Source organism: Pseudomonas veronii (assembly GCF_001439695.1).
In the GTDB taxonomy this organism is placed as follows: Bacteria; Pseudomonadota; Gammaproteobacteria; order Pseudomonadales; family Pseudomonadaceae; genus Aquipseudomonas; species Aquipseudomonas veronii.
This window is the reverse complement of the sequence record NZ_JYLL01000013.1, coordinates 107,890-121,920: the sequence shown is the minus strand read 5'-3', so window position 1 is coordinate 121,920 and position 14,031 is coordinate 107,890. Positions and strand designations below refer to the sequence as shown.

Here is a 14,031-nt window from a genome sequence, read left to right as displayed (position 1 = left end):
CATACACAAAAATGCCCGCATCGAAGGATGCGGGCATTTTTTATGCGCAGTGATTTCAGTGCGCAGCCTGTTCCTCCACGCCGTCACTGAACTGCAACGCCGCCAACCGCGCATACAGCGGGTTGCTCGCGATCAACTGCTGATGCGTGCCGATCGCCACCAGCTTGCCCTGGTCCATCACTGCGATCCGGTCCGCATGCTTCACCGTCGCCAGCCGATGCGCGATGACCAGCGTGGTGCGGCCCTGCATCAGTTGTGGCAGCGCCTGCTGGATCAGGTGTTCGCTCTGGGCGTCGAGGGCGCTGGTGGCTTCGTCCAGCAGCAGGATCGGCGCATCTACCAGCAACGCGCGGGCGATCGCCAGGCGTTGCCGTTGGCCGCCGGAGAGGCCCATGCCGGCGTCGCCGAGGTGGGTCTGGTAGCCATCGGGCATTTGCAGGATGAAGTCGTGGGCATGGGCAATCCGCGCCGCGGCTTCGACCTGCTCGCGAGTGGCGCTCGGGTTGCCGTAGCGGATGTTGTCTTCGACACTGCCAAAGAACAGCGCCGGGCTCTGGGACACCAGGGCAAAGTGACGGCGCAGGTCCTGGGGGTCGAGTTCGGTCAGCGGCTGGCCTTCGAGCAGGATGCGGCCGTGCTGGGGATCATAGAAGCGCAGCAACAGGTCGAAAATCGTCGACTTGCCCGCGCCCGACGGCCCCACCAGCGCGAGGGTTTCGCCGGGGTTGATGGTCAGGTTCAAACCGTCGATGGCGTAAGTGTCCGGCCGCGACGGGTAGGAAAAGCGCAGGTCTTGCAGCTCCATGCGGCCGCTGACGCGTGGCGGTAATTGCACGCAGCCGGCGACGGGCGCCTGGATCTCGTTGTGCGACTGCAGCAACTCGCCGATCCGCTCTGCCGCCCCCGCGGCGCGCTGCAACTCGCCGAGCACTTCGCTCAAGGTGCCGACGGCGCTGCCGACGATCAGGCTGTAGAACACGAACGCCGCCAGCTCGCCGCCGGAAATGCGCCCGCTGATCACATCCATGCCGCCGACCCACAGCATCACCCCGACGGCGCCGAGCACCAGCATGATCACCAGGGTAATCAGCCAGGCGCGCTGGGCGATGCGCTTACGTGCGGTGCTGAAAGCGTCCTCGACGGTCACGGCAAAGCGTTGTTCGTCCTGCGCCTGGTGGTTATAGGCCTGCACGGTCTTGATCTGGCCGAGCGTCTCGGACACGTAGCTGCCGACGTCGGCGATACGGTCCTGGCTCAAGCGCGACAGGCTGCGCACGCGGCGGCCGAAAATCAGGATCGGCGCCAGCACCAGCGGCAGCGCCACCACCACGATGCTGGTGAGCTTGGGGTTGGTGACAAACAGCAGCACGATGCCGCCGATGACCATCAACGCATTGCGCAGGAACAGCGACAGCGAGGAGCCGATCACCGATTGCAACAATGTGGTGTCGGTGGTCAACCGCGACTGGATTTCCGAGCTGCGGTTGTTTTCATAGAAGCCAGGATGCAGGTAGATCAGGTGGTTGAACACCTGCCGACGAATGTCCGCCACCACCCGCTCGCCGATCCACGACACCAGGTAAAACCGCGCAAACGTGCCGACGGCCAGGCCCAGTACCAGGATCATGAACAGGCCGATGGATTGGTTGAGCAAGTGCGGCGACTGGGTCATGAAGCCCTGGTCCACCAACAGGCGAATGCCCTGGCCCATGGACAAGGTGATGCCGGCGGTGACGATCAGCGCCACCAGCGCGCCGAGCGCCTGCCAGCGATAGGGCGCAATGAAGCGGCTGGCCAGGCGAATTGCACGGCGTTGTCGGACTGAGAACATGGGGGGCATCACCTGATGAGGGGGAGATCGGAACCTACAGACAACATTGGGGGAACTTGGGTAAATAACAATGAGTCGGGTTAATTATGCCCGCCCACTCTGCCCCCTAGAGGTTATCGGTCTAACACCCGGCTGGAAATTTGTAACGGTTTCTGGTGGACTGAGTATTCGAAGCGATGATCTTGCAAGGAGTTGTAACAGCTCGGTCACGCGGGGGGGTTAAAGTTGGTACACAACCTGATGAGGAGACAGGCCATGACCTTGCAAAACAGCAGCGATGCCAAGATTGAAGTAATCCGCCAACCGCAATACCTGCCTTGCTCCGTCATCGACGCCCAAGGCCGCGAAGTGCAGATTACCGAAGACATGATCCAGCAAGCGTGCCGCGAGCTGGAACAGCGACTGGTCAAGCCTGCCCAGCAAGGCTGAAGCGCCCACGCTCTTTCAGAACCGGCCTTGATGGCCGGTTTTTTTGTGACCTCGTTCCTACAGCAGCTCAGCGCCCAATGCCTCGACGATGCCGGACAACAGCGCCGATTGCCCATGGATACGCACCTTCAAGCCATCGATCTCACGGCGCTCCGGATAATGCTTGCGCAGCAGATCGAACGCCTTGCGTTGCTCGTCCACCGTTCCCACGAGGCTGCGACGGAAATCCGCATCATCGCGCCGCGGGTCGTACACGCTGCGGCATAACGTCGCCAGCGCCCAGGCCGGGTCGGTAGACGCATTCAAGTGGACCTCGGCCAGCCACGGCGGCGGCAGCAAATCACTCAGTTCAATCGCCGGCGCCTGGCCCAGATGCGCGCAGAACGCCTGGTAGATCTGCGCCGTGCCGCGCTGCTTGCCGTCCAGGCTGTAACCGGCGATGTGCGGGGTGGCCAGCACGCAGAGGTCGGCCAGGTCGACATCCACTTCGGGCTCGCCTTCCCACACATCCAGCACCGCTTGCAGGTCTTCACGCGAAAGCAGCACGTCGCGCAGGGCGGCGTTGTCCACCACCGGGCCACGGCTGGCGTTGATCAGCCAGGCACCGGGCTTGAGGCGGTTGAGGCGCTCGCGGTCGAACAAGTGCCAGGTGGAGCCGTTGCCGGACTTGGTCAACGGCGTGTGCAGGCTGATCACGTCGCATTGCTCGATGATCTGCTCCAGGCTGACGTAGTCACCGTCTTCGGCGATCTGCCGCGGCGGGTCGCAGACCAGCACGTTCCAGCCCAGGCCCTTGAGCACCTTGACCAAACGCCCGCCCACTTCACCGGCGCCGACGACACCGTAAGTCCGCTGGTTGAGGTCGGCGCCCTCGATCTCGGCCAGGGTCTGCAAGCTGCCCAGCACGTAGTCCACCACGCCACGGGCATTGCAGCCGGGCGCGCTGGACCATTGAATGCCGGCACGCTGGAAATAGTCGAGGTCCAAATGATCGGTGCCGATGGTGCAGGTGCCGACAAAGCGCACCTTGGAACCTTCGAGCAAGGCCCGGTTGACGTTGGTCACCGAGCGCACCAGCAGCACATCGGCCTGCTCGACGGTGGCGCGGTCAATGGAACGGCCGGGCACCCGGCGTATTTCGCCAAATCCTTGGAAGAAAGCATCGAGCAGCGGAATATTTTCGTCGGCAACAATCAGCATGGCAGGCTCCTTTGGCGGAACAGCAGTGTACAGGGATGCGATCGGTGTTCCACCGCAGATCGAAGGTGGACGCTGCGGCGCCTGGAAGATCGCTTACAAATCGCTAACACAGGTTTTTTCCTGACCGCTGCGTCAACGCGTAGAATCCGCCGTCCTGCGCTCTTCTTTGGACATCTGCACGTGAACACCGCCACCGCCACCCTCACCCGTCCCGCCCGCATCAGCCGGGAAGTGCGCGGCCTGCTGACACTCGCCGTGCCGATCATGATCGGCCAACTGGCAACCACCGCGATGAGCTTCGTCGATGCGGTGATGGCCGGGCGCGTCAGCCCGCAGGACCTGGCGGCGGTGGGCCTGGGCAATTCGATCTGGATTCCGGTGTACCTGCTGATGACCGGCACCTTGCTGGCCACCACGCCGAAAGTCGCCCAGCGCTATGGCGCCGGTCACTACAGCGAGATCGGGCCGCTGGTGCGCCAATCCCTGTGGCTGGCGGTGGTGGTCGGCATCACCGCGTCACTGCTGCTGCTCAGCGCCGAACCGATCCTGCACGCGATGAAGGTTGAACCCGACCTGATCAAACCCTCCATGGGCTACCTGCACGGCATCGCCGCAGGCATGCCGGCCGTTGCCCTGTATTACGTGTTGCGTTGTTTCAGCGACGGCCTGGGCCGCACACGCCCGAGCATGGTCATGGGCCTGTGCGGGTTGGCGCTGAATATCCCGCTGAACTACATCTTCATCTATGGCCATTTCGGCGTGCCGGCCATGGGCGGCGTGGGCTGCGGCTGGGCCACGGGCATTGCGATGTGGGTGATGATGCTCGGCCTGGCGGGCTGGACGCGCTGGGGGCCGGCGTACCAGAGCAGCGAACTGTTCAAGCGTTTCGATTGGCCGCAATGGGCGGTGATCAAGCGCGTATTGGGCATCGGCCTGCCAATCGGCATCGCGATCTTTGCCGAATCGAGCATCTTCGCGGTGATCGCCCTGCTGATCGGCAGCCTGGGCGCCACGGTGGTCTCCGGCCATCAGATCGCCCTGAACGTCAGTTCCCTGGTGTTCATGATCCCCTACTCCCTGAGCACGGCCGTCACCGTGCGCGTCGGCCAGGCCCTCGGCCGTGGCCTGCCGCGTGAAGCGCGCTTCGCTGCCGGGGTCGGCATGGGCACGGCGCTGGCGTATGCCTGCCTGTCCTGCAGCCTGATGCTGGTGTTTCGCGAGCAGATCGCGGCGATCTACACCCCGGACCCGGTGGTGATCCACCTGGCGTCGACGCTGATCGTGTTTTCCGCGTTGTTCCAGTTTTCCGACTCGATCCAGGTCACCGCCGCCGGTGCCTTGCGCGGCTATCAGGACACCCGCGTGACCATGGTGCTGACCCTGTTTGCCTACTGGGGCGTGGGGTTGCCGGTGGGTTACGCCCTGGGGCTGACCGACTGGCTGGGCGCGGCGAGCGGCCCCAGCGGTTTGTGGCAGGGGCTGATCGTGGGCCTGAGCTGCGCGGCGGGGATGTTGCTGGTGCGCCTGGCGCGCAGCGCACGCCGACGCATTCGCCGGGACAAGGCGCGGGGTTAAGCAGCACACACCCGCGCTTGCTCGCGAAGGTCGCCAGCGATAACGCAGCTTGCCTGGTTTGACGTGGCGCTCTCGGGGTTTTCGCGAGCAAGCTCGCTCCTACAGGAATCGGGGGCTTAGTTTTCGCGAGCAAGCTCGCTCCTACAGGAATCGGGGGCTTAGTCGAGCTTCTTGCGAATCCAGTACAGGTACGTACCGGCCTGTTCCTGCTGAGCCACCAGTTCGTGGTCAAGGAACACGCAGAACTTGGGAATGTCGCGGCGGGTCGACGGGTCGGTCGCGATCACCTTGAGCAAGCCGCCAGGCGGCAGGTCACGGATGTGCTGGTGCAGCATCATCACCGGCTCCGGGCAGTTCAGCCCGGTGGCGTCGAGGGTGCCGTCGACGGCAGTGTCGGTCATATCGCTCATTGATTACTCCTACGGCAGGCGCTCAGTTTAACGGGCCTTGGTTTTCTTCACATCCACCAGCCGACGCAAGTGGCAGGTCACTTCCTCACGGTCGTGGTACAGCTGCTTACAGCCGATTTCCACACGAATACCGCGCGCCTTGAAGCCGTCTTCGATGCGCTCGAGCAAACGCTTGACCTCGGCGTAACGCTGCTTCATCGGCAGTTTCAGGTTGACCACCGCTTCACGGCAATAGCCTTCGCCGATCCAGGTTTCCAGCAAGGCGGCGTTGCGAGCCGGTTTTTCGACGATGTCGCACACCATCCAGTCCACCGGCTGCTTGGGCACGAAGGTGAAACCGTCGGCCATCAAGTGTTGCACCAGGCCGGTGTCCATCAGGCTTTCGGCCATGGGGCCGTTGTCGATGGCGGTCACCAGCATACCCCGGTTGACCAGTTGCCAGGTCCAGCCGCCCGGAGCCGCGCCCAGGTCGACGCCGGTCATGTCGCCGTGCAGGCGCTCGTCCCACTGGTCGCGGGGGATGAAGTGGTGCCAGGCCTCTTCCAGCTTCAGGGTCGAGCGGCTGGGCGCATCGCGGGGGAATTTCAGGCGCGGGATGCCCATCGGCCACATCGCCGAGTTATTCGACTCGGCCAGGCCCATGAACACTTCGCGGCCGCTCTTGAAGGTCAGCAGCAGGCGCGGCTTGCTCGGGTCGTCCACCAGCTTGCCGGCGTTCAGCAGGGCTTTGCGCAGGTGGACTTCGAATTTCTTGCAGAAGTTCGACAGCTCCTTGCCGTCGTTGGTGTCGACCATCTCCAGCCACAGGCTGCCGCACACCGGGAATTCGCGCAGGTGCGCGAGGATCACGCTGATGCGGTCGGTTTCCGGCAGGTCGATGAACACCCCGCGCGCCCACTGCCGCGGGAAGATCAGCTCGGCAAAACGCTGGCCGTGCATCAGGCGCTGGGCGCCGTCTTCCTCGGTGCAGACAAATTCGGCGCAGGCGCTGCCGGTCTTGGCCTTGGCGTAGCCGGAAACGTTCAGGCGCGCGGCGTGTTCCGCGATCTCGGAACAGACCTCGCCTTCAAAACCCGGGCGGCAGTGCATAAAAAGGGTGTTCATCGACTCTCCTGGCGACCCGACGGACTTGCGCTATCGCAATGTCTGTCATGAAAACGCGCGCATGATAACTGACTTCGGAACCTTGGATCTGTCCATAGAGTCCAGTAATTAGCCAGCTACTGAAAACAGGGCTAGTTTGATAGTTCTGTTCGTCCCGTCAGGTCCGTAGCCGTGCGGACCATAAGGAGTCATGTAATGTCATCCCTTGATAGCCTGAGAACCCTTAAAACCCTGCAAATCGACGACAAGACTTATCACTATTTCAGCTTGCCCGAAGCCGCCAAGCGCCTGGGTGACCTGGATAAGCTGCCGATGTCCCTCAAGGTGCTGCTGGAAAACCTGCTGCGCTGGGAAGACAACAAAACTGTCACCGGCGCCGACCTCAAGGCCATCGCCGCCTGGCTCAAAGAGCGCCAGTCCGACCGCGAGATCCAGTACCGCCCAGCCCGCGTGCTGATGCAAGACTTTACCGGGGTGCCCGCCGTGGTCGACCTGGCCGCCATGCGCGCCGCCGTGGCCAAGGCCGGTGGCGACCCGCAGCGCATCAACCCGCTGTCGCCGGTGGACCTGGTGATCGACCACTCGGTGATGGTCGACAAGTTCGGCACCACCGCCGCGTTCGGGCAAAACGTCGACATCGAAATGCAGCGCAACGGCGAACGCTACGCCTTCCTGCGCTGGGGCCAGAGCGCCTTCGACAACTTCAGCGTGGTGCCGCCGGGCACCGGCATCTGTCACCAGGTCAACCTCGAATACCTCGGCCGCACCGTGTGGACCAAGGACGAAGACGGCCGCACCTACGCCTTCCCCGACACCCTGGTCGGCACCGATTCCCACACCACCATGATCAACGGCCTCGGCGTGCTCGGCTGGGGCGTGGGCGGGATCGAAGCGGAAGCGGCGATGCTCGGCCAGCCGGTGTCGATGCTGATTCCGGAAGTGATCGGCTTCAAGCTCACCGGCAAATTGAAAGAGGGCATCACCGCCACCGACCTGGTGCTGACCGTCACCCAGATGCTGCGCAAGAAAGGCGTGGTCGGCAAATTCGTCGAGTTCTACGGCGACGGCCTGGCCGACCTGCCCCTGGCTGACCGCGCCACCATCGCCAACATGGCCCCGGAATACGGCGCCACCTGCGGCTTTTTCCCGGTGGATGAGGTGACCCTGGACTACCTGCGCCTGTCCGGTCGCCCGGCGCAGACCGTCAAACTGGTCGAGGCCTACACCAAGGCCCAAGGCCTGTGGCGCAACGCCGGCCAGGAGCCGGTGTTCACCGACAGCCTGGCCCTGGACATGGGCAGCGTCGAAGCCAGCCTCGCCGGGCCGAAACGCCCGCAGGACCGCGTGTCGCTGCCGAATGTCGGCCAGGCGTTCAGTGACTTCCTCGACCTGCAATTCAAACCGACCAACAAGGAAGAAGGCCGCCTGGAAAGCGAAGGCGGCGGCGGTGTGGCCGTGGGCAATGCCGATCTGGTGGGCGAAACCGACTACGAGTACGACGGCCAGACCTATCGCCTGAAAAATGGCGCCGTGGTGATCGCCGCGATCACCTCCTGCACCAACACCTCCAACCCCAGCGTGATGATGGCGGCCGGGCTGGTGGCGAAAAAGGCCGTGGAAAAAGGCCTGACCCGCAAACCCTGGGTAAAAACCTCCCTGGCCCCCGGCTCCAAAGTGGTCACCGACTACTATAAGGCGGCCGGCCTCACCCAATACCTGGACAAGCTCGGTTTTGACCTGGTGGGTTATGGCTGCACCACCTGCATCGGCAACTCCGGCCCGTTGCCCGAGCCGATTGAAAAAGCCATCCAGAAAGCCGACCTGGCCGTGGCGTCGGTGCTGTCCGGCAACCGCAACTTCGAAGGCCGCGTCCACCCGCTGGTGAAAACCAACTGGCTGGCCTCGCCGCCGCTGGTGGTGGCGTATGCGTTGGCCGGTACGGTACGCATCGATATCAGCCGCGAACCGTTGGGCAACGATCAACACGGCAATCCGGTCTACCTCAAGGACATCTGGCCAAGCAGCCAGGAGATTGCCGACGCGGTCGCCCAGGTCAGCACCGGTATGTTCCACAAGGAATACGCCGAGGTGTTCGCCGGCGACGCACAGTGGCAAGCCATCGAAGTGCCGCAGGCTGCGACCTACGTGTGGCAGAAGGATTCCACCTACATCCAGCATCCGCCGTTCTTCGACGACATCGCCGGGCCGCTGCCAGTGATCAAGGACATCCACGGCGCCAACGTCCTGGCCCTGCTGGGCGATTCGGTGACCACCGACCACATCTCCCCCGCCGGCAACATCAAGGCCGACAGCCCCGCCGGCCATTACCTGCGCGAACAAGGCGTGGAACCGCGCGACTTCAACTCCTACGGCTCACGCCGCGGCAACCATGAAGTGATGATGCGCGGCACCTTCGCCAATATCCGTATCCGCAATGAAATGCTCGGCGGCGAGGAAGGCGGCAACACGCTGTATGTGCCCACCGGCGAGAAAATGCCGATCTACGACGCCGCCATGAAGTACCAGGCCGCCGGCACACCGCTGGTGGTGGTCGCCGGCCAGGAATACGGCACCGGCTCGAGCCGCGACTGGGCGGCCAAGGGTACTAATCTGCTAGGGGTCAAGGCGGTGATCGCCGAAAGCTTCGAGCGCATTCACCGTTCCAACCTGGTGGGCATGGGCGTGCTGCCGTTGCAGTTCAAGCTGGACCAGAACCGCAAGGCGCTCAAGCTCACCGGCAAGGAGAAGATCGACATCCTGGGCCTCAGCGACGCGCAGCTCGTGCCGCGCATGAACCTGACCCTGGTGATTACCCGCGAGGATGGCAGCAGCGAGAAGATCGACGTGCTGTGCCGGATCGACACCCTCAATGAAGTGGAATACTTCAAAGCGGGCGGCATCCTGCACTATGTGCTGCGCCAGTTGATCGCGTCATAAGGCGATCTCAAAAGCAATGGAGGTCCAATGTGGGAGGGGGCTTGCCCCCGATAGCGGTGGATCAGTCGATACATCTGATGACTGACACACCGCTATCGGGGGCAAGCCCCCTCCCACAGTTTTGACCGCATTTAAAACTTCAAGTCAGCCGAAGAGCCACTTCCACAGCAGTACCAAGACGACAACCGCCAGCACCGGCCGCGCAATGCGGTAGGCCTTGGGATGCTTGCGCTTCCACTGCTTGACCACGCTGCTGATCTTGTCGCTGAACGACTTGCTCCAGGCATAAGCCTGGTTGATGCCGCCGACGCGTTCGTCGTCCAGGTTCTGCGGCGCGGTGGCGCGGCCCAGTTGCGCGCTGACCCAGCGGTTGATGCGGGTCATCAGCGGATTGCTCAGCGGGCGCTCGATGTCACAGAACAGGATCACGCGGGTCTTTTCCGTCTCGTTCTTCACCCAGTGTACGTAGGTCTCGTCGAACATCACGTCTTCACCGTCGCGCCAGGCGTATTCCTGGCCGTCGACGAAAATGCGGCAGTCGTCGGAGTTCGGCGTGGACAGGCCCAGGTGATAACGCAGGGAACCGGCAAACGGGTCGCGGTGCGGGTTGAGGTGACTGCCGCCCGGCAACAGCGCGAACATCGCGCCCTTGACGTTGGGGATGCTGCTGACCAAGGCCACGGTTTTCGGGCACAGGGCCTCGGCCGAGGGCAGCGGTTTGTCGTACCACTTAAGGTAGAAACGCTTCCAGCCCTTCTTGAAGAACGAGCCGAAGCCGGCGTCGTTATTCTTTTCGGCGGCGCGGATGTAACCCTCGTCGAACAGGTGCATGGCCTCTTCGCGGATCACTTCCCAGTTGTCCTTGAGCACGTCCAGTTCCGGGAACTTGCTGCGGTCCAGGTACGGCTTGGACGGCACGGCCGAGAACAGGTACATCAAGGCGTTATACGGGGCAAACAGCGCCGAGTGGTTGACGAACTGGCGCAACATCGGCAAACGGGCCTTGCCGCGCAGGTGTACGTACAGCGTGCTGCCGATAAACACCAGCAACACCGACAGTTTGGCGGCCAAAGAAAAGGTCATGCAGCAACTCCTGGAAATAAGCGCCTGGCCAACAACCTCCCGTCGAGGGGAAACCAGGCGTAGCAGCCGGCCATGATAAACACTCCGGACCTCGGGAAAAACCCGCGCAGTCCAACAATCAGCGTTTAAAACGGCGCGAGGGTAGGCCAATTATGCATAAGGCCCCCGCTCTCACGCTGATTTGCATCAAGCCTGGTTTTCTTGATCGGTAAACAAATCACTGAACAGCATGCTCGACAGGTAGCGCTCGCCGGAGTCCGGCAGGATCACCACGATGGTCTTGCCCTGCATCTCCGGCTTCTCGGCCAGGCGCACGGCGACCGCCATCGCCGCGCCGCAGGAGATCCCGCACAGAATCCCCTCTTCCCGCATCAGGCGCAGGGCCATGGCCTTGGATTCGTCGTCGCTCACCAGTTCCACGCGGTCGACCATCGACAGGTCGAGGTTCTTCGGCACGAACCCGGCGCCGATGCCCTGGATCTTGTGCGGGCTCGGCTTGATCTCTTCACCGGCCAGCGCCTGGGTGATCACCGGCGAGACGATCGGCTCGACGGCCACCGACAGAATCGGCTTGCCCGCAGTGTTCTTGATATAGCGCGACACCCCGGTAATGGTGCCGCCGGTGCCCACGCCCGCCACCAACACGTCGACGGCGCCGTCGGTGTCGTTCCAGATTTCCGGGCCGGTGGTTTTTTCGTGGATCGCCGGGTTGGCCGGGTTTTCGAACTGCGCTGGCATGTAGTAGGTGGCCGGGTCGCTGGCGAGGATTTCCGCGGCTTTGTCGATTGCGCCCTTCATGCCCTTGGCCGGTTCGGTCAGCACCAGCTCGGCGCCCAGGGCCTTGAGCACTTTGCGGCGCTCGATGCTCATCGACGCAGGCATGGTCAGCACCAGTTTGTAGCCACGGGCCGCGGCGACGAACGCCAAGCCGATACCGGTGTTGCCCGAGGTCGGTTCGACAATGGTCATGCCCGGCTTGAGTTTGCCGGTGCTTTCCGCGTCCCAGATCATGTTCGCGCCAATGCGACACTTCACCGAATAACCCGGGTTACGCCCTTCGATCTTGGCCAGGATGGTCACGCCACGCGGTGCGATGCGGTTGATCTGAACCAGAGGCGTGTTACCGATGGAGTGCGCGTTGTCTGCAAAAATGCGGCTCATGACGGGTCCTTGAGGCGGCTTGAAGAAAGCCCCAAGGGTATGCCTCGTCTTCCAAAGCGTCCAGTCAGAGGAACGTCGGAGACATCGCAATAGTCAATCTCCTACAAGCCCGCAGATCGGCCCCGGGAACGACCACGCCTTCGATCGACTGAGCGCACGCGTGACTGGTCATTCAGAGACTGAATAACCCGTCTGCGTTCACAGTCGCCGGGGCCGCACGGTATAGTCGGGCATTGATGAATTCGAGGAATGACCGATGAAGTTCGAAGGCACCCAGGCCTACGTTGCCACCGATGACCTGAAACTGGCCGTCAACGCGGCCATCACCCTGGAGCGGCCGCTGCTGGTCAAGGGCGAGCCGGGCACCGGCAAGACCATGCTCGCCGAGCAGTTGGCCGAATCCTTCGGCGCCAAGCTGATCACCTGGCACATCAAGTCCACCACCAAGGCCCACCAGGGCCTGTACGAGTACGATGCGGTCAGCCGCCTGCGCGACTCGCAGCTGGGCGTGGACAAGGTGCATGACGTGCGCAACTACCTGAAGAAGGGCAAGCTCTGGGAAGCCTTCGAGGCCGAGGAACGGGTGATCCTGCTGATCGACGAAATCGACAAGGCCGACATCGAATTCCCCAACGACCTGCTGCAAGAACTCGACAAGATGGAGTTCTACGTCTACGAAATCGACGAGACCATCAAGGCCAAGAAACGCCCGATCATCATCATTACCTCCAACAATGAAAAAGAACTGCCGGATGCGTTCCTGCGCCGCTGCTTCTTCCATTACATCGCCTTCCCCGACCGCGCCACCCTGCAGAAGATCGTCGATGTGCATTACCCCGACATCAAGAAAGACCTGGTCAGCGAAGCGCTGGACGTGTTCTTCGACGTGCGCAAAGTGCCGGGCCTGAAGAAAAAGCCCTCCACCTCCGAACTGGTCGACTGGCTCAAGCTGCTGATGGCCGACAATATCGGCGAAGCGGTACTGCGCGAACGCGACCCGACCAAGGCCATCCCGCCCCTGGCCGGTGCGCTGGTGAAGAACGAGCAGGACGTGCAATTGCTCGAACGCCTGGCGTTCATGAGCCGTCGCGGTAACCGATAAGGGCGCCTGCCATGTTGCTCAACCTGTTCAATGAAATGCGTGCAGCCAAGGTGCCGGTGTCGGTGCGCGAGCTGCTCGACTTGATCAACGCCCTGAAACAGCGGGTGATCTTCGCCGACATGGACGAGTTCTACTACTTGGCCCGGGCGATCCTGGTCAAGGACGAACGCCATTTCGACAAGTTCGACCGCGCCTTCAGCGCCTATTTCAACGGCCTGGAAAAGCTCGACGACCACCTGCAGGCGCTGATCCCCGAAGACTGGCTGCGCAAGGAGTTCGAACGCTCGCTGAGCGACGAAGAACGCGCGCAGATCCAGTCCCTCGGCGGCCTGGACAAGTTGATCGAAGCGTTCAAGAAACGCCTGGAAGAACAGAAAGAGCGTCACGCCGGCGGCAACAAGTGGATCGGCACCGGCGGCACCAGCCCGTTCGGCTCCGGCGGCTACAACCCGGAAGGCATCCGCGTCGGCGATGCGGGCAAGCGCCAGGGCAAGGCGGTGAAAGTCTGGGACCAGCGCGAGTACAAGAACCTCGACGATCAGGTGGAACTGGGCACGCGCAACATCAAGATCGCCCTGCGCCGCCTGCGCAAGTTCGCGCGCCAGGGTGCGGCGGAAGAGCTGGACATCGACGGCACCATCGACCACACCGCCCGCGATGCCGGCTTGCTGAATATCCAGATGCGCCCGGAACGGCGCAACACCATCAAGCTGCTGTTGCTGTTCGACATCGGCGGCTCGATGGACGCCCATGTGAAGATCTGCGAAGAGCTGTTCTCCGCGTGCAAGACCGAGTTCAAGCACCTGGAGTACTTCTACTTCCACAACTTCGTGTACGAGTCGGTGTGGAAGAACAACCAGCGCCGCACGTCGGAGCGCACCTCCACCCAAGACTTGCTGCACAAATATGGCGCCGATTACAAAGTGATCTTTATCGGCGATGCCTCGATGGCGCCGTATGAAATCACCCAGGCCGGCGGCAGCGTCGAGCATTGGAACGAGGAGCCGGGGTATGTGTGGATGCAGCGCTTCATGGCCAAGTACAAGAAGCTGATCTGGATAAACCCGTATCCGAAGGACACCTGGGGCTATACGGCGTCGACCGGGATCGTGCGGGAGTTGGTCGAAGACCAGATGTATCCGCTGACCTTGCGCGGGCTGGAAGAAGGCATGCGGTTCCTTTCCAAGTAACCCGATATC

11 protein-coding genes are annotated in these 14,031 nt (G+C 62.6%); 5 read left to right on the top strand and 6 right to left on the bottom strand.

From position 1 onward, the window contains the following. Positions 1 to 55: 55 nt before the first annotated feature. Positions 56 to 1,840 (bottom strand): ABC transporter ATP-binding protein/permease, encoded by a 1,785-nt coding sequence (locus tag TU80_RS17540; RefSeq protein WP_169796389.1) that lies wholly within the window; start codon positions 1,838 to 1,840, stop codon positions 56 to 58. 246 nt (positions 1,841 to 2,086) lie between these two features. Here TU80_RS17540 and TU80_RS33095 point away from each other — a divergent pair, with 246 nt between their 5' ends. After that, the gene (locus tag TU80_RS33095; RefSeq protein WP_017848767.1) at positions 2,087 to 2,260 is read left to right on the top strand and encodes a PA1571 family protein; all 174 of its coding nucleotides are present in this window, start codon (positions 2,087 to 2,089) and stop codon (positions 2,258 to 2,260) included. Positions 2,261 to 2,317: 57 nt separating this feature from the next. On the opposite strand, the gene pdxB is transcribed toward TU80_RS33095, so the two are convergent. Continuing rightward, positions 2,318 to 3,460 (bottom strand): 4-phosphoerythronate dehydrogenase PdxB, encoded by a 1,143-nt coding sequence (pdxB, locus tag TU80_RS17530; protein WP_017848766.1) that lies wholly within the window; start codon positions 3,458 to 3,460, stop codon positions 2,318 to 2,320. A 180-nt stretch (positions 3,461 to 3,640) separates the two neighbouring features. Between pdxB and TU80_RS17525 the strand changes: the two genes are divergently transcribed. Then, a complete protein-coding gene (locus TU80_RS17525) occupies positions 3,641 to 5,035 on the top strand; it encodes an MATE family efflux transporter (protein ID WP_057004999.1) in 1,395 nt (464 codons plus the stop codon). 158 nt (positions 5,036 to 5,193) lie between these two features. Here TU80_RS17525 and tusA read toward each other — a convergent pair whose 3' ends face one another. Both tusA and rlmM read right to left on the bottom strand, forming a co-directional pair. Further along, on the bottom strand, positions 5,194 to 5,445 hold the full coding sequence (gene tusA / locus TU80_RS17520) for a sulfurtransferase TusA (protein WP_017848764.1): 252 nt from the start codon (positions 5,443 to 5,445) through the stop codon (positions 5,194 to 5,196). A gap of 27 nt (positions 5,446 to 5,472) precedes the next feature. Then, on the bottom strand, positions 5,473 to 6,549 hold the full coding sequence (gene rlmM / locus TU80_RS17515) for a 23S rRNA (cytidine(2498)-2'-O)-methyltransferase RlmM (RefSeq protein WP_046490414.1): 1,077 nt from the start codon (positions 6,547 to 6,549) through the stop codon (positions 5,473 to 5,475). A gap of 195 nt (positions 6,550 to 6,744) precedes the next feature. Here rlmM and acnA point away from each other — a divergent pair, with 195 nt between their 5' ends. Then, on the top strand, positions 6,745 to 9,486 hold the full coding sequence (gene acnA / locus TU80_RS17510; protein WP_057004998.1) for an aconitate hydratase AcnA: 2,742 nt from the start codon (positions 6,745 to 6,747) through the stop codon (positions 9,484 to 9,486). A gap of 144 nt (positions 9,487 to 9,630) precedes the next feature. Here acnA and TU80_RS17505 read toward each other — a convergent pair whose 3' ends face one another. After that, the gene (locus TU80_RS17505) at positions 9,631 to 10,569 is read right to left on the bottom strand and encodes an aspartyl/asparaginyl beta-hydroxylase domain-containing protein (protein ID WP_017848761.1); all 939 of its coding nucleotides are present in this window, start codon (positions 10,567 to 10,569) and stop codon (positions 9,631 to 9,633) included. Between the two features lie 186 nt (positions 10,570 to 10,755). Then, positions 10,756 to 11,730 (bottom strand): cysteine synthase A, encoded by a 975-nt coding sequence (gene cysK / locus TU80_RS17500; protein ID WP_017848760.1) that lies wholly within the window; start codon positions 11,728 to 11,730, stop codon positions 10,756 to 10,758. A gap of 256 nt (positions 11,731 to 11,986) precedes the next feature. On the opposite strand from cysK, the gene TU80_RS17495 reads away from it, so the two are divergent. Together TU80_RS17495 and TU80_RS17490 are read left to right on the top strand one after the other, a co-directional pair. Continuing rightward, positions 11,987 to 12,832 (top strand): AAA family ATPase, encoded by an 846-nt coding sequence (locus TU80_RS17495; RefSeq protein ID WP_017848759.1) that lies wholly within the window; start codon positions 11,987 to 11,989, stop codon positions 12,830 to 12,832. An 11-nt stretch (positions 12,833 to 12,843) separates the two neighbouring features. Then, a complete protein-coding gene (locus TU80_RS17490; protein ID WP_057004997.1) occupies positions 12,844 to 14,022 on the top strand; it encodes a vWA domain-containing protein in 1,179 nt (392 codons plus the stop codon). The last annotated feature ends 9 nt before the right edge of the window (positions 14,023 to 14,031 follow it).